15 protein-coding genes and 1 pseudogene are annotated in these 21,084 nt (G+C 60.7%); 9 read left to right on the forward strand and 7 right to left on the reverse strand.

Annotated features, from left to right (window positions below; all coding sequences use genetic code 11):
- The 4 genes and pseudogenes from LB557_RS04240 to LB557_RS04255 all read left to right on the forward strand — a co-directional run.
- A pseudogene (locus tag LB557_RS04240) lies at nt 1–876 on the forward strand (collagen-like protein); the annotation flags it as partial.
- 229 nt (nt 877–1,105) lie between these two features.
- Complete coding sequence (locus tag LB557_RS04245) at nt 1,106–3,397, forward strand: peptidase domain-containing ABC transporter (RefSeq protein ID WP_224642873.1); 2,292 nt, start codon at nt 1,106–1,108, stop codon at nt 3,395–3,397.
- A gap of 84 nt (nt 3,398–3,481) precedes the next feature.
- Nucleotides 3,482–4,843, forward strand: coding sequence for an HlyD family type I secretion periplasmic adaptor subunit (locus LB557_RS04250; protein WP_224642872.1), 1,362 nt, complete (start codon nt 3,482–3,484; stop codon nt 4,841–4,843).
- Nucleotides 4,844–5,002: 159 nt separating this feature from the next.
- The gene (locus LB557_RS04255; protein ID WP_224642871.1) at nt 5,003–6,607 is read left to right on the forward strand and encodes an SEL1-like repeat protein; all 1,605 of its coding nucleotides are present in this window, start codon (nt 5,003–5,005) and stop codon (nt 6,605–6,607) included.
- Between the two features lie 236 nt (nt 6,608–6,843).
- On the opposite strand, the gene LB557_RS04260 is transcribed toward LB557_RS04255, so the two are convergent.
- Nucleotides 6,844–7,164, reverse strand: a complete 321-nt coding sequence (locus LB557_RS04260) for a DUF982 domain-containing protein (RefSeq protein WP_224642870.1) — start codon at nt 7,162–7,164, stop codon at nt 6,844–6,846.
- Nucleotides 7,165–8,054: 890 nt separating this feature from the next.
- Nucleotides 8,055–9,563: a phosphomannomutase/phosphoglucomutase gene (locus LB557_RS04265; protein WP_224642869.1), complete on the reverse strand. Its 1,509-nt coding sequence runs from the start codon at nt 9,561–9,563 to the stop codon at nt 8,055–8,057.
- Nucleotides 9,564–9,950: 387 nt separating this feature from the next.
- On the opposite strand from LB557_RS04265, the gene LB557_RS04270 reads away from it, so the two are divergent.
- A complete protein-coding gene (locus LB557_RS04270) occupies nt 9,951–10,184 on the forward strand; it encodes a DUF6894 family protein (RefSeq protein WP_023781630.1) in 234 nt (77 codons plus the stop codon).
- 216 nt (nt 10,185–10,400) lie between these two features.
- Here the strand turns inward: LB557_RS04270 and LB557_RS04275 are convergent, their stop codons facing one another.
- Nucleotides 10,401–11,927: a hypothetical protein gene (locus tag LB557_RS04275; protein ID WP_224713011.1), complete on the reverse strand. Its 1,527-nt coding sequence runs from the start codon at nt 11,925–11,927 to the stop codon at nt 10,401–10,403.
- 491 nt (nt 11,928–12,418) lie between these two features.
- Here LB557_RS04275 and LB557_RS04280 point away from each other — a divergent pair, with 491 nt between their 5' ends.
- The 3 genes from LB557_RS04280 to LB557_RS04290 all read left to right on the forward strand — a co-directional run bounded on the left by LB557_RS04280 (nt 12,419) and on the right by LB557_RS04290 (nt 15,980).
- Nucleotides 12,419–12,643, forward strand: coding sequence for a hypothetical protein (locus LB557_RS04280; protein WP_224642867.1), 225 nt, complete (start codon nt 12,419–12,421; stop codon nt 12,641–12,643).
- 671 nt (nt 12,644–13,314) lie between these two features.
- Entirely contained in the window at nt 13,315–13,989 is a 675-nt protein-coding gene (locus LB557_RS04285; RefSeq protein WP_411970520.1) for a LuxR C-terminal-related transcriptional regulator, read from the forward strand.
- Between the two features lie 563 nt (nt 13,990–14,552).
- Complete coding sequence (locus LB557_RS04290; protein WP_224642866.1) at nt 14,553–15,980, forward strand: glutamate-1-semialdehyde 2,1-aminomutase; 1,428 nt, start codon at nt 14,553–14,555, stop codon at nt 15,978–15,980.
- Between the two features lie 170 nt (nt 15,981–16,150).
- On the opposite strand, the gene LB557_RS04295 is transcribed toward LB557_RS04290, so the two are convergent.
- From LB557_RS04295 to LB557_RS04305, 3 genes are read right to left on the reverse strand one after another with little or no spacing between them, the layout of a single operon-like run.
- Nucleotides 16,151–16,804, reverse strand: a complete 654-nt coding sequence (locus LB557_RS04295; protein ID WP_224642865.1) for a PIG-L deacetylase family protein — start codon at nt 16,802–16,804, stop codon at nt 16,151–16,153.
- Nucleotides 16,801–17,616, reverse strand: a complete 816-nt coding sequence (locus LB557_RS04300) for a sugar phosphate nucleotidyltransferase (RefSeq protein ID WP_023774755.1) — start codon at nt 17,614–17,616, stop codon at nt 16,801–16,803. Before LB557_RS04300 ends, LB557_RS04295 begins: the two co-directional genes overlap by 4 nt.
- Nucleotides 17,613–18,908: a class I SAM-dependent methyltransferase gene (locus LB557_RS04305; RefSeq protein WP_224642864.1), complete on the reverse strand. Its 1,296-nt coding sequence runs from the start codon at nt 18,906–18,908 to the stop codon at nt 17,613–17,615. Before LB557_RS04305 ends, LB557_RS04300 begins: the two co-directional genes overlap by 4 nt.
- Before the next feature lie 315 nt (nt 18,909–19,223).
- On the opposite strand from LB557_RS04305, the gene rfbC reads away from it, so the two are divergent.
- The gene (rfbC, locus tag LB557_RS04310; protein WP_224642863.1) at nt 19,224–19,772 is read left to right on the forward strand and encodes a dTDP-4-dehydrorhamnose 3,5-epimerase; all 549 of its coding nucleotides are present in this window, start codon (nt 19,224–19,226) and stop codon (nt 19,770–19,772) included.
- On the opposite strand, the gene LB557_RS04315 is transcribed toward rfbC, so the two are convergent.
- Entirely contained in the window at nt 19,767–21,080 is a 1,314-nt protein-coding gene (locus LB557_RS04315; RefSeq protein WP_224642862.1) for a DUF4910 domain-containing protein, read from the reverse strand. The genes rfbC and LB557_RS04315 overlap by 6 nt on opposite strands.
- Between the last annotated feature and the right edge of the window lie 4 nt (nt 21,081–21,084).

Consider the following 21,084-nt stretch of genomic DNA (forward strand, 5'->3'; position numbering starts at 1 on the left):
GCGACTGGTCATACCGGTGCCACCGGAGCAACTGGAGCGACGGGTTCGACCGGAGCGACTGGCTCGACAGGGGCAACAGGCGCCACGGGCTCAACGGGAGCGACTGGCTCGACGGGTGCTACGGGCTCGACCGGTGCGACAGGTCATACCGGTGCCACAGGAGCAACTGGAGCGACAGGTCCGACCGGAGCGACTGGCTCGACCGGAGCAACAGGCTCGACTGGAGCAACCGGTGCCACTGGGTCTACCGGTGCAACCGGCTCCACAGGTGCCACTGGTTCTACCGGGGCGACAGGTGCCACCGGCTCGACGGGTGCTACAGGTTCGACCGGTGCCACCGGGTCGACTGGCTCGACCGGAGCAACCGGTCCGACCGGCTCGCCTGGTCCAACAGGGTCGACTGGCCCGACCGGTTCGGGTGGTGGTGAGACTGGTAGTCACGGCAACAACGGCCACGGCAACGGAGAACAGCCCGCGCCGGGTAATTCCGGAGATCATAACAATGCCGACAACAGCTCACACCAAGGTCAGGGCAACTCTGGCAACGGAAACGGCGGTTCCAAAGCCAACGTCACCGCCAGCACGCTGGGCCTCAAGGACACGACGCAATTCCTGCCGTCGAGCTCGGCCGGGAACGGCAGTGACCCCGGCGGCCAAGCGTCGTTCCGCAACCTGATCGGGCTTGCAGCCAAATCGGTGACGACAGACTTGTTGAATGTCCTCAAGACGATCAGCGGATCTGGTCAGAACCCGAACAAGCCTTCCGGGGCGAGCACCGACCTCACCTCCGACCAGACTAAGCCTGGCGCCGGCTACGCCAGCAACGACCACACCGTCAAGACGACCCTGAAGGATCTCTTGAAGCCACATGAGTGAGCAGGACTGTTGAACGGACGAACGGGAACTCGTCCAAGTTTGAAAAAAGGACGCGCGGGCTTCGCTGGAAATCGGCACCCGCGCGTTCATCATCTCGAGAGAGGAAATGCCATGAGAGTCGCGCTCCCGATCAGTTCGGAGTACAGTGCGCCATTGCCAGGAACCTCGGCAGAAACGCCTCGGCCTGGGCATTGTGGATCGTTGGCGCAGCGTACCGGATGAGAAGCCTGTGGTAAACGTTCCCGTAAATGCCGACAATCAGCCGCTCCGGATCCGCGCCGGCACCGAAGTCGAGGCTGCGGCGGACCAGGCCGACGGCCAGAATGCGCCCGGCGGTCCCGCCGAGCTCGACCAGCTCGGGGCGCGCCTCAAGGCCGTACTGCGGGCCGCCCGCTATCACGGCGTCGAACTCGATCCCTCGGAATTCAGGACGGCGAACCCTGTCCCGAGCGCCGCCGATCTCTCCGAGTGGGCGCAGAACGCCGGCATGTGGTCGCGCGCCATACGCATCCGCTGGGCCCACCTCTTGCGCTTCCAGGACACCGGACCGGTCGTCCTGTTGTTCAACGATGGCGGCGCGGGTCTCCTTACCGGCGCGAGTGCCGAGCGCAACGTCGTCTTCCTCAAAAGTGCTGACGCGCCAGACGACGGCGAGGTCACCGCCGTCGACGACCTGCGGCTGTCCCAGGTGTGGACAGGCGAGGCCGTGTTGCTGCGCCCTACACGGTCGCATGTGGCAGCGGACGCGCCTTTCACCCTGCACTGGCTGGCCGAACTGGTGCGGCTCGAAAGCCGCCCCCTGCGCGACATCGCCATTGCCTCGTTCACGCTCAGTGTCCTTACCATCTTGCCGCCGCTGATGGTCATGACGTTGGTCAACAAGGTGCTGCAGTTCAACAGCCTGTCCACTCTGGTGCTCCTGTCCGCGGTGATTGCCGTGGTTTTCGTCTACGAGACCCTGCTTGGCCATGCGCGGCGGCTGATCATCAACGTCGTCGGCGCCCGTCTCGACACCAAGCTGCATCTGCACGTCTTTAGCCGGCTCCTGCGCCTGCCGCTCGACTATTTCGAGCGCCATCCGGCCGGCGAGACGATGTATCACCTCGCCCAGGTCTATCGTATCCGCGAATTCCTGACCGGAAAGCTCCTCAGCACGTTCCTGGATCTGATCACGCTGTGCGTGCTGGTGCCTGTAATGTTCTATATCAACGCCACGCTGGCCTGGATCGTGGTGGCCTGCGCGGTCGTGATCATGCTGATCATCCTTGCCTATCTCAAGCCGCTGCGCCGCAGGTACCAACGGGTGGTCGAAGCCGAGACCTGGAAGTCGGCGGCGCTCGGCGAAACTGTCGTCGGCATCAAGACGGTGAAGGCGCTCGGCCTTGAGCCGCAGCGCAAGGCGCTCTGGGATGAACGGGTGGCTGAAGCGGGAAAGGCCCGTCTCGCCTTCGGCCAGCTCGCCAGTTGGCCGCAGACCTTGGTCACGCCGATCGAACGCGTGATGGTGCTCGGCACCATGCTGATCGGCGCCTATCTCGCCATGAACGACCGCTCCGGCTACATGGTCGGCAGCCTGTTCGCCTTCATGATGATCTCCCAGCGCGTGGCGCAGCCGCTGGTCGGCCTGGCGCGACTGGTTGAGGACTATGAGGAGGTCGGTGCGGCGATCGGCGAGGCAGCGTCGGTTCTCAACCGGCCCCTGGAGAGCAGCTCGAATTCCACCGGCCTGAGACCCAAGCTCGTCGGCGAGGTGGCGTTCAGCGACCTGACCTTCAGCTATATCGCTACAAAGACGCCCGCGCTTGACCGGGTCAGCTTCCACATCCCTGCCGGCACCATGTTCGGCATTGTCGGGCGCAGCGGGTCGGGGAAATCGACCATCGCGCGCCTCCTGCAGGGGATCAACCGTGACTACAGCGGCTTCCTCAAGCTTGATGGCGTCGACCTCAAGGAGATCAACCTGCGCCATCTTCGCCAAGGGCTCGGCGTGGTGCTGCAGGACAATTTTCTGTTCCGCGGCTCGATCCGTGACAACATCATCGCCGGGCGCCCAGGGCTGACGCTTTCCGACGCCATGCGCGCCGCGCATCTCGCCGGTGCCCAGGAATTCATCGAGCGGATGCCCAATGGTTACGACACCTACATCGAGGAAGGCTCGCCCAATCTGTCAGGCGGTCAAAAGCAGCGGCTGGCGATCGCGCGCGCCCTCATCCACGATCCGACAATCCTCATCCTCGACGAAGCGACCAGCGCGCTCGACCCCGAGAGCGAGGCAGTGGTCAGCGCCAACCTCATGCGCATCGCCAGCGGGCGCACCATGATCATCGTTTCGCACCGGCTGTCCTCGCTGACAGAATGCGACAACATCCTGGTCATGGATCAGGGTAAGGTGCTCGACGTCGCGCCGCACGCGACGCTGCTCGAGCGATGCACGCTCTATCGCCAGCTGTGGTCGCAGCAAAACCGGCACCTCGATGGCCGCCAAGGCCGTCCGGTCGCCATACCGCCGCGGTTGCTTTGACGATGCCAAGACAATCTACGCTTTCAGGTTTGGTAACCCATGAGTAGCACCTCGCTCATCGCCCTCCCCGCCCGGCGGCAGCGGATGGAAACGAGGGATCCGACAACCCCGGCCATACTGGAGTTCCAGTGGCCGTCAAGCGCCGTCACCAATGCACCCATTCCGCGCACGGCGCGCGGCATCGTCTGGATCATTGCGAGCCTCGTCATGGCGCTGATCGCCCTGGCAGGACTAATACCGGTCGATCAGGTTGTGACGGCAAGGGGGCTGGTGGTGTCAAACGCGCCCAACATCCTCGTGCAGCCGCTGGAGACGGCGATCGTGCGTTCCATCGACGTTCGTGAAGGACAGCACGTTCAGGCTGGTCAAGTGCTTGCTCGCCTCGATGCGACCTTTGCTTCAGCCGACCTGGCTGCGCTTGCGATGCAGGTTTCGACGCTTGAAGCCGAAGTCGCGCGCCTGAAGGCGGAAGCAGACGGCAAGGTCTTCAACTATGACGGTCTGGACCCAAGCTGGACCCTGCAGGCATCGATCTTTGAGCGCCGCAAGGCGGTCTACGACGCCAAGGTCGAAAATTTCGACCGCCAGCGCGACGAACTCGGTTCCGTGATCTCGCGTTCGCTGTCGGATGCCGACGGCTACCGCCAGCGGCTCACTGTGGCGGCCTCGATCGAACAGATGCGCAAGCAGCTCGAAGCACGGCAGGTGGGCAGCCGCCTCAACACACTGCTGGCCGAAGACAATCGCGCCGAAATGTCCCGGTCGCTTGGCAATGCCGAGCAGACGGCCCAAGCCGCAAGGCTCCAGCAGCAGGCCGTGGCCGCCGAGCGCGACGGCTACATTCAGGGATGGCGAGCCGATGTCTCGCAAAGCCTGTCGGAGGCGAGTTCGCGGATATCCGACGCGCGCGAACTTCTCAACAAGGCAAAGCTGCGCAAGCAGTTGGTTGAATTGAAGAGTGAAGCCGACGCCACCGTCCAATCGGTGGCCAAGGTCTCGGTCGGTTCGGTACTGCAGTCCGGTGAGCGCTTGATCACCCTTGTACCGGCTAACGCGCCGCTCGAGATCGAGACAAACATCGTCGGCCGCAGCAGCGGCTTCGTCCATGTCGGCGACCAGGTGGTTATCAAGTTCGACACTTTCCCCTATTCGCAATATGGGCTCGCGCATGGCACCGTGCGGACGCTCAGCCCGGATTCCTTTTCTGCCCAGGAGCAAGCCCGCGATCCGAACAGCTCGCTGGCCATGCTGCCTTCCGACGCCGAGCCGTTCTATCGCGTGCGCATTTCCATCGATCAGGTCGCTCTTCACGGCGTGCCTGCCGGTTCCACCGTCAGCCCCGGAATGCCGGTGACCGCCGACGTCAAGGTCGGTCGGCGTACTGTGCTCAAGTACATACTCGCAGTGATGCTCCCGGTCAGCCAGGAAGCGATGCGGGAGCCATAGAGGATCGGAGCAATCAGAGGTTCGGGATCGATGACAATTCTGCATCGGCTGGCTGGACGCGTCTCCCCGGCGGCAGCGTTGCGCCGGTCAATCCAGCTTTTCGACGCCGGCAAACCAGCTGAAGCCTTTCCGCTGGTGGCGGTAGCCGCGCGTGCGGGAATGGTCGAGGCCGAATACCGGGTCGCGCGTTGCTATCTCGAGGGAGCGGGTGTGCCGCCCAGCCGTGTGGAAGGCGCGCGTTGGCTGCTGCGAGCAGCCAATCACGGCAACGCCGATGCGCAGGCGCTCCTTGCCGCTCTCTACGTGACCGGGCTGGTCCCGGCGGAAGCCGCCAGTGAAGGCGCCGGATCGGAAGAATTGTTCAAACGCGACCGCCCAGGCGAACCGGATTTCACGGCAGCGTTCGAACTGGCCACAAAGGCCGCCGAGGCGGGCTCGCCAACCGGACAGGCGATCCTTGGCTATATCCTCACCAGCGGCCCCAAGCCGATGCGCAACGCAGATGCGGCGCATCACTGGTACGAGAAGTCGGCTTCCGCGGGCTGTGCCGAAGGATGTCTTGGCCTTGCCCTGTCGCTCGCCCGGCGTGGCAATCGCGAACACCGGGTCAGGATTGCGGCCGAGGTACGACGCGCGGCCGACGCCGGCCTGCCGACCGCAACCTATCTTCTGGCGGTCCTCACCGAGCACGGGCTCGGCGTCTCACGCGACCTGGCGGCCGCCGCTCGACTCTATCAGGCCGCCGCAGAGAAGGGCCTTCCCTCCGCTCAGTTCCGGCTGGGCTTGGCACTGATTGATGGGGGCCTCGTCGACCATGATCCCGCTGCCGGCGAGGCCTGGATGCGCAGTGCCGCCTTGGCCGGCAACAGCGAGGCCGCCTATCTCCTGGGCGATCGCTATGTGAAAAACCAGCGGCCCGATTTTGCGGAAGCGGCAAACTGGTATCGGCGGGCGGCCGAAGCGGGTCACCAGGCCGCCGCCCGCGCCCTGGCCTCTCTCTACCTAACGGGGAACGGCGTGGCTGAGGACGTCGAAGAGGGAGCACGCTGGCTGCGCGCCTCTGCCAATGCCGGCAATCAGGACGCACAGATCGACCTCGCCAATCTCGTCCTCGGAGGAGCCGGCGAGCCAGACGATCGTGCAAGCGTTGCCGGTTGGTTCGAGGCGGCCGCATCGTCGGGCGACCTGATTGCGGCATTCAATCTCGGGCTCTGCTTCGCCAACGGCGTTGGCGTGCGCCAGGACGAGGCACAAGCGGCGCAGTGGCTGAGGCGGGCCGCCGAAGGTGTCGCGGAGGCGCAATATATGTATGCCCGCCTCCTCCAGGATGGCCGCGGCGTGACGACGGACCCAAGGCAGGCCCGCCTCTGGTTTGCCCGGGCGGGCAAAGCCGGCGTCCTCGACGCACAGGTCGCGCTTGCCGAGATGCTGCTCAACGGGCGCGGTGGCGCACGCGAGCCAGAGGTCGCAACGCAGTTGTTCAAGCAGGCCGCTCTCGACGGCCACGCTGGGGCGATGTTTGCACTAGGTGCGCTGTACGGTGCTGGCCAGGCCCTGCCGGTTGACCACAAGGCGGCGCAGAAATGGTTCGCCGCCGCTGCCGGGCGTGGTCATGGCCAAGCCCAGCTCATGCTTGGGCGTTACCTCGTCAATGGCCTGGCCGGGGAGTGCGACCCCGCGGCCGGCCGGGTCTGGCTCGAGCGGGCGGCTGCTTGCGGCGTCAGTGAAGCGGCCGACGAACTCGCCGAGCCCATATCTGGTTGAGCTTTGCCGATTTTGTCAACAAACCGTCGGGATCGTGGCGCGATCGCCCGCTGAGGTGGCCTCGTGCGGACACGTCCAGAGCTTCCAAGCCACCGGGGTGACCGCTGCGGTCATCGCCTGAAGCGCTTCGCGTCGAGACGGATTTCAGGCGTCGAGACGGATTTCAGGCGACGCGCTTCACGTAGGTCTTATGGTGTCGCCTTCCCAAAACCGAAGTCACTGTTGGGCAACGTGCACTAGCCATCAACCACGACTTCTGACCGTCTGTCATAGGCTGTCATCCACTCTTCTGCAGCACCACCAGAGGACACGATTTCCTCCGCGGCGAGAATGCCCCGAGATCGAGCAAATGCCTCAAAGGCAAGGCGAGCCGTTTCAGCATCTTTGTCGTCTGCAAGGGCCGACCGGAAAAGCGCAAGTGTGGCCGCATGTGTTGGGCTGCGGAACCCGACCCATTCGTCAAGAAGCTGATAGGCATCCATGACAGATGACACCTCATGCGCAAAGCCAAGTCCCACAATTACATGAACCGGGCGGGTGAAGCGCTTGGGCGTCATTGTTGAGCTCCGTTTCGACGACCGTAGTCAGAGTGCCACTAGCTCAGCACTGAGGTAACCGGGCCAAGGACCATTTGTGGCCTCAGGATGCATCATAGTCTGGCAAATATTCAAGTAGGTCTTACGGACTAAGAGCCTCCGACGAATTCTGAAGTTGCGCCTACTTCCGGCAGCTGCCATGGGCCGCGGTGCGGGCCGTTACCTAAATTGCTCTTTTCAGATGGCTACATACAGCTTGCATACTGCCCGCAAATCGTTCGCCTGAGGAAGGTGCATGGCAGCCAATTGACAATCGTGGAGTACAGCTTGCCATTACGGCTCGCGATCACGTCAACAGAAGCACCTGATCTTGGCGTTTGCTGTCGGCCTGGCAAAGGCCGCCCGCCGGCGCGATGCTACTGCCCGTCTTTGACGTCGGCTCGCACGAGCCGCCCTGTCCCAAACAGGAGCGCGAAACGGTACACTTTTGTCCGACCCGTTCTTACACGCCGCATTTCTGGGCGGCAAAGGGCGCGCGAGAGCGCCTCGGCTCGCCTTTCGTCAATCTCCAGCATGACATTCTCGCACGTGTCTGAAGCCCCACACCCAGGGCATCTCAGGACATTCGAGGGTCGTGTCTCATCGCCGACAAGAGCAAGTTTGCACCTGTTGCAGCCGAGCCGCGGTGTGTTTGAAATCATGATGGTTATCCCAGCGCTCGCCAAAGGTTCACCCCTGACGCTGGATGGGAGATGCAATTGAGGGACCATTTGCGGGTGGCCCATTACGGCACAGCTTTGACGCTGCGAACCCCGGCAGAGCCTGCCCTGGAGCCTGAGGATGCAAGAGCCCGTCGTCCCACTTTGCAATAGTCAGTTGCACCAAGCCGCCATTCTCGCCGCTTGGCCCGCTCAAAAAGTTTGGTTATAGGCGCCGACTTCCGGACTGCGGCGCAACACGGCGTCGACGGCATCGAACATCTGGCGGCGACGCTCGGACGAGACCGGACTTTCGACGACCACGACCAGTTCCGGCTTGTTCGACGAAGCGCGCACCAGACCCCAGGTACCGTCCTCGGCAACGACCCGCACCCCATTGACGGTGACGAGGTGGCCGATCTTTTGGCCAGCGAAACTGTCGCCGTCCCGCTTCAGAGCCTGGAAATCGGAGACCACCCGTTCGACCACGCCGTACTTCACATCGTCCGCGCAGTGCGGCGACATGGTGGGCGTGCCGAAGGTCAGCGGCAGGGCCCTGTAGAGATCGGCCATCGAACTGGCGGGGTTGCGGTCCAGCATCTGACAGATGGCGATTGCCGTGACCAGTCCGTCGTCATAGCCGCGCCCGATCGGGGGGTTGAAGAAGAAATGGCCCGATTTTTCGAAGCCGGCGATCGCGCCGAGTTCGGCAACCCGGCGCTTGATGTAGGAATGGCCAGTCTTCCAATAGTCGGTAACAGCGCCATTGGCGCGCAGCACCGCGTCGGTGTTGAACAGTCCGGTCGACTTGACGTCGACGACGAAGGTCGAACCCGGATATTGGCTGGAAATGTCGCGTGCCAGCATGACGCCGACCTTGTCGGCGAAGATCTCCTTGCCTTCATTGTCGACGACACCGCAGCGGTCGCCGTCGCCATCGAATCCCAACCCGACATCGGCCCCGGTCTTCAGCACCTTGTCCCTGATTGCATGCAGCATCTGCATGTCTTCCGGATTGGGATTGTAGTTTGGAAACGTATGATCAAGCTCGACATCGAGCGGGATCACTTCGCAGCCAATGCGTTCCAGCGCCTCAGGTGCGAAGGCACCAGCAGTGCCATTGCCGCAGGCGGCAACCACTTTGAGCTTACGTGTGATGCGCTTGTCTCGGGTCAGATCGTTGAGATAGGTCTCTCGAAAGTCGGAAACGAAATCATAAGAGCCGCCGCCAACAAGGTCGAAATCGGCGGCCAGCACGATCGCCTTCAGTGCGCTCATCTCCTCGGGGCCGAAGGTCAGCGGCCGCGCCGCTCCCATCTTGATGCCGGTCCAGCCATTTTCGTTGTGCGAGGCCGTGACCATGGCCACCGACGGCGTATCGAGCGCGAACTGCGCGAAATAGGCCATCGGCGACAGCGCCAGACCGATATCCTTCACCCGTGCGCCGGTCGCCATCAGCCCGGAAACCAACGCCAGCTTGATGCCAAGCGAATAGGAACGGAAATCATGTCCGGTGACGATGTCAGGCCCAACCCCGAGACGGCGGATCATCGTGCCGAGCCCCATACCCAACGCCTGGACGCCGATCAGGTTGAGTTCGGGCGCGACCTGGCCAAACCACCAGCGCGCGTCATATTCCCTGAAGCCGCATGCCTTGATCAGCGCAGAGGTTTCGAACGCGAAGGTGTTGGGCCGGGCTTCGGCAATGAAATTCAGAGGCACGAAAGGAAACTCCGCACGATGAAAACGACACGAATGCGCTTGTCGAGGCGGCAGCTTACCGGAACCGTTCCTCAGGCCTATCTATCAGTTTGGTTGAGCCTACTCAGGCTCGACGCCTGCTGCGGCCTTAGCGGGCCGACACTGCTTTTGAAAAGGCGATGGCTGTCGCTTTTCCGACGTGCAGAAGGCGAAGTCTCGGGAAACGGTTTTGTCGGCCAATCGAACCTTTTTAATATTTTGTGATCAACCGGATTTGAGTTCTCCACAACCGTCTCCGGTTGACCATCTGCGGTTGCTAGAATCTTGTGGGCGAATGCCCTAAGCAGCCGTGAGCAAGATGCAAAACCCCGCTTTGACGAGCGGTTTGTTGTTAAGCGCGGATGCAAAATGCCACTGTTTTTTTTCGATGTCCGGGACGGCAAATCCCATTTTCCCGACACCGAGGGCACCCATTACGTCGGTGCGCTTGAGGCCCGGGTAGACGCAGTCAGAATGCTGGTCGCCATGGCACAGGACGAAGTTCAGGGCGAGTTGCAAAGCAAGCTTTCGGTAGTCGTATCCGACGAAAGCCGTAGGCCCGTGATGGAAGCAAATATTGATTGCAATATAAAAGTCTTCTGAAAATTCGCAAAACCGGCATCAGCTTCGCACGGATGAGCTGCCCCGCAACGATATAGCCGTCGGATGCGCAGGTGAGGTCAGGCAGGATTGTGGCGCCAGCGTGTTGCACCTATCCGGCACAGCCCGTAGGCTGCGACCAGCTTTTGGCGGCAACCCTCCTCTCCTTGCCAGACGACTGGCGCCCCAGCCAAGGGCGTTCGAGCCCAGGGTCGCCGGTTAGTCAACATCCCCGTCCATTTTGAACATCACCGGGCCCTGACACATTGCCAGCAACCTTTGCCGTCGCAAAGCCAACTCGGCGGAACCGGAGTACACGGCGTTGGCCGCGCCGTCGCCGGACGCCGGGCTAGATCGCTCGAATGCCGCAATGCCGCGCCGAGCACTGACTCTCGTGGCGCAAACGACTGCAAGTGCAATGAAAAAGAGGATGCCTGGATCAGCGCTGCCGCCCGATACCGAAATGGCAATTATGCTTGCAAGGGCAGCATTCCTGACGCTAGCCACGACGGCGTCTGTTTCTGGGGCCACCCATTGCCGAACCGCCCCCAGCCCCCTAGCCAGGACACACAGCAGGACACCCATCATCAGCGACCCGAACAAACCCAACTGGGAAAGGACAGCGATCGGCCAACTCGATGCTCTTGAGCTGCCGAACCCCACGCCCAGGCCGCTGGTATCGAGAAACGACTGCAGGCTCTTTACATTCCAATAGGTGCGTTCATGGCCCGAGGCGGAATCGGCTTTGTTGATGATGGTGCTGTTGATCAGCCTGACGAACGGGTCAAACGCCTCGGCCTTGTAAAGACTTATGCCCAACATGGCTGTCCCGCCCAACACCAAGAGAGCCATTATCAGGATCTCTTCGCCCTCGACCTTTCCCCTCAGGATCGAGCCCAGCATCGACAAAGCAACCGGGACGCATAGCAGTATCAGCCCGACATAGGCCGTCGATGAAGTCGACAGAATGGACAGGAAGAGCAGGATGGCAGACAGCCATTTGGCCAGCGGTGATTTCGTCTTTCTCCAGTAGCTGTAGCAGAATGCCAGGCAGGCGAGGGAAACGCTGGCGAATGAAGAGGCCTCCGAAAAAGGTCCGGTGATCCGCACGAATCCGGCCTCCGTCGCGTTCGATATGATCGCGTAGTTGGCGGTTCTGATCGGGCCCAGCAGGTCTCCCGCGCCCACCGTCTTGCTGATGAAATCGAAGACTCCCATCCCCGTGTGGAGGCCGCACCACAAGAAGAAGCCGCGCCGGACCTGGTCGATCCGGTCGGAGTGCAGCAGCAGGGCGCAAAGCGCTATAGCGGCGAGTCCACCAAGGACGAAATAGCCGGTCTGAGAGATGTTGCCGGAAACCGGCGCCAGGGAATCTTCTATGACTATGCCGCGGGTCTTGGACTGCACGAATACGGCGGTCTGTCCCGCAAAGAATCTCGGAAACAACCATGATCCGATGACTGCGTACAACATGAGGCTTGTCAGGATCCAGACCGTCCGGATGCTTCCGAACACGAGTCCAAGATCAAGCCATATGCGACGTCTTGCAGCGACAGTCGTGACAAGCAAGGCCGCGAACATAGTATAGATCAATGGAGATGACCCGCCCAGAAAGGTCAGTGTCATGACGGCCGTCGCGCCGAAAGCCTGGGAAGCGATCAAGCCGATGATCAGCATTCCCCTTGAATAGTAGGACGTGACCAAAATAGCCGCGCATATTAGCAGTCCCGGCAGAGACACCTGCATGCCGACGAGTTCCCGCTTGGTTTGGCCCTGTGACGCGGATACAGCGAGCTGTCCGATCGCTAATCTTTCGACAGCTGGATGTCCTCGCAAGTGAGTCAAAGGGGGTAGCCCTCCACCCGCGATGGTAGAGCGCGCCAATGCTCGTCCCGACGTCACTTCCGTGGCCTTGATAATCAAGGTGGTGGCGTGCGCTCAAAAGCGCTTGGCGTTGAGTGATCGAATGTCCCCATCAATGTAGCGCCAAAACATGCACCTGAGCACAATTCGAGAACAAACAGGTCTGCGACGGAGGCGCGAAGCGGGTCGTACCCTCCCGCGAATGGCTAAGCCCTGGTTCCGGCGGGCCCCCTAAAGAACGCCTCGACCCGGGAAGCCGACGACCTTACTACAGTCGCACGCAGTTTTTTGCTTTCAGCCAGGAAACTCTCTGTCAATGCAGGCGCGTAGTAGGCCGGGCAGCGGAGAATTCCACTACAGGGAGGAGAGGCGATATGACCAGCCATGGAGTATATCGCGCGTTAGGGCTCAAGCAGGTTAGGAAACTCAAGGAGGTTTACGAGTGTGCACGGGCCGTGAAGGCCACCTACCCTGAGAGTCATATCGCCAGCAAAGCCGCCAAAAGGTTGATCGACGCCTTCGAAGCCGATGTCCAGAATGCCGGACCTGTTCTGGACGTATCTTGGCTGACCGAGAATGATCCCCAGGGAACCGCGTGAGCCCGAGCTATACATGGCGTAGCTCTGTCGGTCTACGAGCTGGCATTTGCCACAGCGTCCAAGGAGCGCCAGGGAGCGTTGCGCGAAGCAGGCGCTTAGATGACAGTGTCGGCGCCTAAGCAATCAACCGATGCTTTGGTGATACATTGGCTTTTGACTGCCGGAGGGGCAAGCAGTCCTTGGCTACGCCTATGGGATGAGGACCGCCGAGGCCAGCCGTCTCGGATGGGTTCACCTTCACAGCGTTGCGATGTCGTGCGGTATTCAGACGCTCCACAATACATCCACGACTGGCCAGCTCGCTGTTTTACCTAACACCGCAGCGCCCGCGGCGGGGCTAGCCGTTAGTGTTTTTCGCAGATTCAAAAATTTAACTAAATGTTAATCTAAGTTAGCGCCGGCTGATAAATAGCCCATAAGCTCAGGTTGTTCTGGTTGGGATTGGGAACAGGGAACAGCAGTGGGTGCAAGGCTGGGCGAATTCCAGCTGAAGCTCCCAAAACGGTGGGCGCTATTTTTCAATTTCTGAAGGAACTGCAGAGTGAGGGGCTAATTGGCCGCCGCAGGGCGGATCGCGTGGTAAAAGGGTGGGTAAGAGTATGGGCTCCACAGTAGGAATGCATAAATATACTTCGGCAGAGCAGGCAGACATCCCGTCGGGCGGAGCGGGAATGATGCAACGAGCAGGCAGGGAATGTCTGCTCATCCTGGACGGAAGGGCGCTCGACCGCGAATGTCTCGCATCGGCTCTGGAAGACCACGATCTCGGCATGGCCGTCGAAGCCATGGGATCGATTGCCGAATGGCGCGCCAAAGAGGGGATGACACTTGCAGCCATTCTCTTCAACCTAGGTGGCCGGAAAGTCACTGACCAGGGTATCGCGGACCAGATCAGGCGAATTTCGAGCGAATTCAAGTCGGTGCCCGTAGTGATTTTGGCGGACACCGAAGACCTTGCACAGATACTGACGGCTCTCGAATGTGGCGCGCGTGGCTACATTCCAACCTCTGTAGGGATCGATGTCTGTGTCGAGGCAATCAATCTTGCGGCAGCGGGAGGCATCTTCGTTCCGGCAAGTAGCGTTCTGTCTATGCGGCACCTGATAGATTCAGGCAGCCGTGATGCGCCTTTGACCGGCATGTTCACGCTCAGGCAGGCTGAGGTCGCGCAGGCGCTCCGACGCGGCAAGGCCAACAAGATCATCGCCTTTGAACTGAACCTGCGCGAAAGCACGGTGAAGGTGCACATCCGCAACATCATGAAGAAGCTCAAGGCGACCAACCGCACGGAAGTCGCATACAAGGTCAATGATCTCTTCGCGGAAGGAACTGCGGCTGAACGGTGATCGCAATCACAAGCCGCCTCCCTCAATGTACGATCGCGGGTCTTATGTAGCGAACGCACCAAGCGCGTCGCCGTCAACGAAAAGCCCGCCACGGTAGCGACCCGGGCGGGCTTCATTCTGAGCGGCTACATCCGAGGGGGAATCGACCGCTGCTAGCTGTTTACCATAAGCCTCTTTTCCGTGAATGGCGTGATCACGTAGGGGACGGCTATTTGGCAGGATCACCGGGAATTCCCGGGTCGTCCGCGGGCGAGGGGTCGTAGTTCGCGGCAGCCGCGGCGCAATATCATGAGCGTTTAGGACTTGCCGGACTGTTCCCCCATGTTCCAGCGTTGAGCCCAGTTCAAGCAACCTACGCTGGATTAGCTGCTCCCGGCAGCAGGCAACGCTGCGCGAACTCATTCACTTGCGCCTTGATGCTGCTTGTCGGTTGTCGCGTTTGCCGCACAAGACCGCACAATCGCGCCAACCATCCACCATAAGTGCTAAACCGGTGACCTTATGGAGAACGCGAAAATCCAGGCTCAGACATCTAGACTTTCTCTCGAACTGGAGCAGTCCGCATGCCTGAGCAAAGCCTCTGTTTTCGCAAATCGGGTCGCCTTCAAGAACGTGGCCGCGAGCTGATCCCGGGCGGCAGCCACACCTACGCGAAAGGCGAGGATCAGTATCCCGTTCTCGCGCCGGGCTTTATCGAACGTGGTCTGGGGTGCCACGTCTGGGATGTCGATGGAAACCAATACATCGAATACGGCATGGGCAACCGTTCCGTCGGGCTGGGGCATGCATACCCAACGGTGCTCAGGGCGGTGGAGGCGGCGCTTGCAGGCGGAGCCAACTTCACGCGCCCCGCAAGGATCGAAGTTGACTGCGCCGAAACCTTCCTTGAACTCGTCGGCGCGCAGATGGTAAAATTCTGCAAGGACGGATCGGACGCGACGTCAGGCGCCGTCCGCCTTGCCCGCGCCTACACGGGTCGCGATCTCGTCGCGTGCTGCGCCGACCACCCTTTCTTTTCGACAGACGATTGGTTCATTGGGACCACACCGATGAATGCGGGAATTCCAGAAGCGGTTCAAAACCTGACCCTCACTTTCCGGTACAACGACATCGCTAGTGTCAAGAATTTGTTCGACAGGCACCCGGGTAAGGTGGCCGCTCTGATCCTGGAACCTTCCCGTGGCGACGATCCGGTCGACGGCTTCCTGCATAATGTCCACCGGCTTTGCCGGGAAAATGGCGCGCTGTTCATTCTCGACGAAATGATCACCGGGTTCAGGTGGCATGCAGCGGGAGCACAAAGGCTCTATGGCATCGAACCGGACTTGTCGACATTCGGCAAGGCTCTTGGCAATGGTTTTTCGGTCTCCGCCCTGGCAGGCAAACGCGAATATATGCGGCTGGGTGGGCTCGAGCATACGGATCGCCCCCGTGTCTTTCTGCTGTCGACCACGCATGGTGCGGAAACCCACGCGCTTGCCGCGGCCATCGCGACCATGCGGGTTTATCAGGACCAGTCCGTCATCGAACACCTGCACCGTCAGGGAACGAAATTGAAGGAAGGTATCACGGAGGTTTCCAGACGCCATGGATTGGATCGGCACTTCAAAGTTGTCGGCCGCCCCAGCTGTCTCGCCTACGCCACGCTTGACCAGGACGGCAAGCCCTCACAGACATACCGTTCCCTGTTCCTGCAGGAGACGATCAAGCGTGGTGTCCTCATGCCATCTCTCGTCGTCAGCTACACGCACGACGACGCGGCCGTCATGAAAACCATAGACGCCGTCGATGGTGCTCTGGGCGTGTACGCCAAGGCCCTGGATTCGGGAGCAAGCCAATTTTTGGTCGGCCGCCCCTCGCAGATCGTGTTTCGTCGCTTCAACAATGGCGATGCACAGGCCCAGATATCGGCCGTCTCACAGAACCCTCGGCCAGCGAGCAGTGAGACCAAACGGCAATCAGAAACCCGCGGGCTCGTACCCACTTCATGAGCCGGTAACCCCGATCTGGCAGAGCGCGGTGCGCCATAAGTGTCGTGCGAAGATCGCCACCAAACGTCGAGGATGGCTCGTGAAGGCAAAGCCCGACCCGAAGTCTTCTCCAGGAACCATGTGCCCCCTTGGCTTAGGCAAGCCCTCAAGCAGATCGGGACGGAAATCCGCTAAAAAAGTCTGGCTTTTCTGAGTGTAAATGCCTCGGCGAAATGTTCCGGCGCCCTGCACTCCATCCCGCGCAATCGCGCCAGCCCCGCGAATGTGTCGCGGTCGAACCAGTCCTTGGAGCGCTGCGTGCCGAAGTGCTGTTGCAGAAGCTCGATCTTGCGTTCCAGCACTGCGGCAGAGAGCGGCACGTAGGCATTTGGCTGGCAAAGATCGCCATCCCATTTGGGAATCTCGTATTCGACCACAAGATGATCGCGAAAGACATTCCAGGTCAGTTGATTGACCTCCCGGTGGTCTTGATGGGCATCGAACCTCGCATGGGTCAGCACCAGGTCGGGGTGGACGCGAGATCTTAGATCTATCAACCGCTGCTTTATCGCCCGGCTATGGGCCGGGAAATAGCTGTCTTCGAAATCCGCGATGTCGATTACGGACGACTTCGACCCGTTCAGGAACGCTTCGGCCGAAGCGCGGGCCTCGACCGACCGCTGGCCGCCGGCGCTCAGCACACACCAGTGGACGTCCAGTTTCACCCCCGATGCGATCAGGCCAAGGATAGTGCCGCCGGCGCCGATCTCGATGTCATCGGAATGGGCGCCAAGGCAGAGGATCGAGAGTTCCTCCCCGCCACGTGCGAGGCCAAGCCCTCTCATGAAGCGGCCATTACCAGACCGCGCCTGGTTTTCTCGGCGGTAACTTTTCTATTCCAGGGCATGTCGCCCCGTTCGACCATGTCTTCGAGCGATTGCCAATCGCGCAGCGTATCCATCGATCGCCAGAAGCCATCATGTTTGTACGCCATGAGCATGTTGTCGTCGATCAGTCGTCTGAAAGGTTCCAGAACGAGCTCCTCGCCATCGCGCATATAGTCGAAGATTTGCGGGCGGAACAGGAAGTAGCCGCCGTTGATCCAGATCTCCGAGGTATCTGTTGTGCGGAACTCACGCACGCGACCGTCTTCCGCGATATCGGCCAAGTGGTATGTCAGTGGTGCGCGCACCGCGAGAAAACAACCGATCTTGCCGCTGGCTTCGAATTTCGCCACCACGTCGTCGAGATCGACGTTGGTCAGACCATCGGAGTAGTTGGCCAGGAACATCTTCTCGTTCTTAACCTGGTCCCTTGCCGCCCAGAGGCGTTCGCCGATATTGCGCCAGACCCCGGTATCAAGCAGGGTAATGCTCCAGTCCTTGACCTGGTCTCCGAGCAGTTTCACGTCTTGACCTCCTTGCGTGACCACGCAATCGGAAAAGGTCTGCGGCCGTGTGTTGAGGAAGAAATCCTTGATGACATTGGCTTTGTAGCCCAGGCACAAGACGAATTCGTCATGTCCATAATCGCTGTACCACTGCATCACGTGGCGCAGGATCGGCTGATGGCCAAGCGGGATCATCGGCTTGGGTATACTGTCGGAATAGTCGCGGATCCGGGTTCCGCGACCGCCGCAGAAGAGGACAACTTTCATCTGCCTAACTCCGATGGATCGATCACCGCCACAAAGGGAATTGGGACCACAAACCTTGCACCCCAGGAGGCGACATGGCGCATCTGTTCGATGATCTCGTCCTTCAGGTTCCACGGCAGGATGAGGATGTAATCTGGCCGGACTTCGTCGATGGCGTCGACGGACTTGATCGGGATATGCATCCCCGGTGTGAAGCGACCATGCTTGTAAGGATTACGGTCGACCGTGAAGTCAAGGAAGTCGGTCCCGATAGCGCAGTAGTTGAGCAACGTGTTGCCCTTGCCTGGAGCGCCGTAGCCACAAATCTTCTTCCCTTCGTTTTTGGCCGAGATAAGGAACGCCAACAGGTCGCGCTTGGCGCGCTGCGCCTTGTGACCGAAGGAGGCATAGGTAATCATCTCCGTTAGCCCGTGCCGCTTTTCTCGGGCGAGAAGTTTGCCCACCCTGTCATCCACGCCCCAGCGACTGCCATCATGGGCGAGATAGACGCGCAGCGAGCCGCCATGGGTGGGCAACTCCTCGACGTCGATCAGCCGCAATCCGTGGCGCGCCGCCATCAGTTCGACCGTCAGCAGCGAGAAATATGAAAAGTGCTCATGATAAATGGTATCGAACTGGTTCTCCGCCATCAGCTGCTCAATATGTGGAAATTCGAGCGTGACCACGCCCTCAGGCTTGAGCAGGATTCTTATCCCGGCGACGAAGTCATTGAGGTCCGGGACCTGTGCCAGGACGTTGTTGCCAATGATCAGGTCGGCGCGTCGTCCTTCCCCGACCAGTTGATTTGCCAGCCGGACCCCGAAGAAGTCGACCCTGGTGGACACGCCTTTCTCGATCGCGGCGCGCGCGACATTGGCTGCCGGTTCGACGCCCAATACAGGAACGCCCAGTGGCAGGAAGTGCTGCAGCAGGTAGCCATCGTTGCTTGCGAGCTCGACCGCAAGACTGTCAGGACCAAGCCCAAGCCGTCTGGTGATGGCCTCGCAATACGCTTTCGAATGAGCCACCCAGCTGGACGAGAACGAGGAGAAGTAGGCATATTCGCTGAAAATGGTCTCGGGGCTCAGATACTCCTTGAGCTGCACCAGGTAGCAGGTGTCGCAGACAAGCACGTTGAGCGGATAGTAAGCTTCCATTTGGTCAAGCTGCTCGGCCTGCAGGAAGCTTTCGCAAGGCGGGGACATGCCTAGATCCACCAAGGTGTGGCGCAGGCGCGACCCGCAGAGCCTGCAACCGACATCGCGGCTTGCCGCACCGTGACTGCGAACGGTTTCGATAGCCTGAATATTCATTCCCCGCTCCTGTCTTCTACCTAACCCGCGGGTCCGCTCCGCAGAACCCATGCCTGCCGCGCCTGAGTAGGCACATGACGGCAGGTTAGGATCCGGCCCTCTCCGCTTCGATTTGCCAATCCGTCGGGCGCGTTAATCCTTATAGCGAGCCGGCGGCGGTGATCCCGACGCCAGGCTCGCCGAACGGGTAGTCAGCTTTCATCCGCACATACCGCTATCGGAGAGGCCAGCTAAGGCTTAGGTAGCCCTTACAGCGTGGGCTGGCGACGCTGACAATTGATGCGGCAGTCTCGCTCGGCGCCGGGGAGTCAAGGCATGCAGTTCACCGAAACGGAGCTTCAAGGGGTCTGGGTGATCGAGCCTACTCCCATGCTTGACGACCGTGGTTCTTTCACCCGCCTTTTCTGTGAGAAGGAGATGGCCGATTGTGGTCTGGCGACGCGCTTTGTCCAGCACAGCCGGGCTCATTCGATCAAAAAGGGAACTCTCAGGGGGCTGCACTACCAGGAGGAGCCTTACGCAGAGGTGAAGCTGGTCTCCTGTGTCCGCGGCGCGATTTTTGACGTCGTCGTGGACCTGCGTCCGAATTCGCCGACACGCTACAAGTGGCTTGGTTTCGAGCTGACTTCCGAAAACATGACGCAGCTCTATATCCCTGCCGGCTTCGCCCACGGCCTCCAAACCCTAACCGATGGCACCGTGGTCTCGTATCTCATATCACAGTTCTATACGCCCAACGCGTCGACCGGCGTCCTCTACAATGACCCCACCTTTTCCATCGCATGGCCCTTGATGCCGACAGCCATGTCGGAAAGGGACAAAAGTTGGCCCCTTGTCAGACGGCGAACCGTAACGGCCTCATAAGACTACCAGGAGCTCATGTTCCAACAGCAGTTTCGCAGCAGCGGCCAGTTCCTTGAAGGGCAGGTTCGAGCGCTCCGCCATGGCCAGGAGCGAATGCTGCCCATCGGCGAGGTTCAGCACCCAAAGCAGGGACATCGACGTCGCCCCCGACGACTTCTGCCCTCCCACGGCTGCATAAAGGCCGCGTTTGCCGAGCTGCGGCTCGCCCTTGGGCAAGCGGTTCAACGGCGTCCAGTCCTCTTCGACAATGTCGATCACCTCCATCAAGATGCGGAAGGAATCCTCGAGATGCTCTGGGCTGATGAAGTCAAGATTGTCGGCCGATGTGTGGTATTCGGGAAATGTGCCGTGGACGCTTCGCTGGAACATGCCGACCGGAAGGTTGAAGCCCGGCGAACAATATTGCCTCTCGTCATAACCATATGGGGAGAAATCCATCAGCTTTGCCCCGGCGCGATGCCCCAGCACGTGGGACATGGCTCGGTCGATGAAGGCGTCGCCGCGGCGGCTGCGCTTGTATGCCGGGCCTCCTGAATCGCCAACGCATGACAGCACCAGACCGTGGTCGATGAGACATGTTCGGTCCTCATTGCGCGACAGCCACGCGAGCGCGCCGATCGTGCCGGGAGCGAATAGGAAGCGGTAACTGTACCGTGTCTTCCTTGCCTTGAGACTTCTCGCCAGCATCGCCAGCAGCGCCAAGCCCGAACAGTTGTCGTTGGCAAGCGAGGGATGGCAAATGTGCGCCGAGAGGAGGAACTCCCGCTCGGTCTGACCGCGGTGCAGGTATTCACCGTATGTGAGAGTGCCGTCCTCGAGCTCGGCGTCGATCTCCACATGGTAGAAACCGTCGGGCAGGTCAGCCACACGGACGTGGGCGGCGCAGAAGCCCCAGGTCGGGGCGTAATAGCTGGTGCGGTAGGGGATCAGTTGCGGCTGATCGGGCAGAGTATGAATGTGCGGCCTCAGTTGTGCGAGCGTCAGGATCCCCTTGAATGGCAAGCTGTAGTTGACGACGTGCAGGTTGGAGTCCGCAAAATCGAGGACCGTATGTCCGTCCGGGCCTGTGATGGTTGCCGAGCGTATGTTCCATTCCTTTGGAACGGTCCAGTCGAACAGCTGCGTCCCGGTGGGCACTTCGTGCCGTTCCAACTCGATATGCTGTGACAAGACATCCAGCGTTGCTCGCACGCCGTTTCCCGTGATGCTCCGGCAGATGGGAAACAGACGTTCGGCCAGGCCATAAATCTCGTGACCGATTCCGGTTGCCGGCGGCGGGCCGATCCCGGCGGGGTTCAGGTGTTCCATCCAG

The sequence above is a fragment of the Mesorhizobium sp. BR115XR7A genome (assembly GCF_020165315.1).
Lineage (GTDB): Bacteria > Pseudomonadota > Alphaproteobacteria > Rhizobiales > Rhizobiaceae > Mesorhizobium > Mesorhizobium australicum.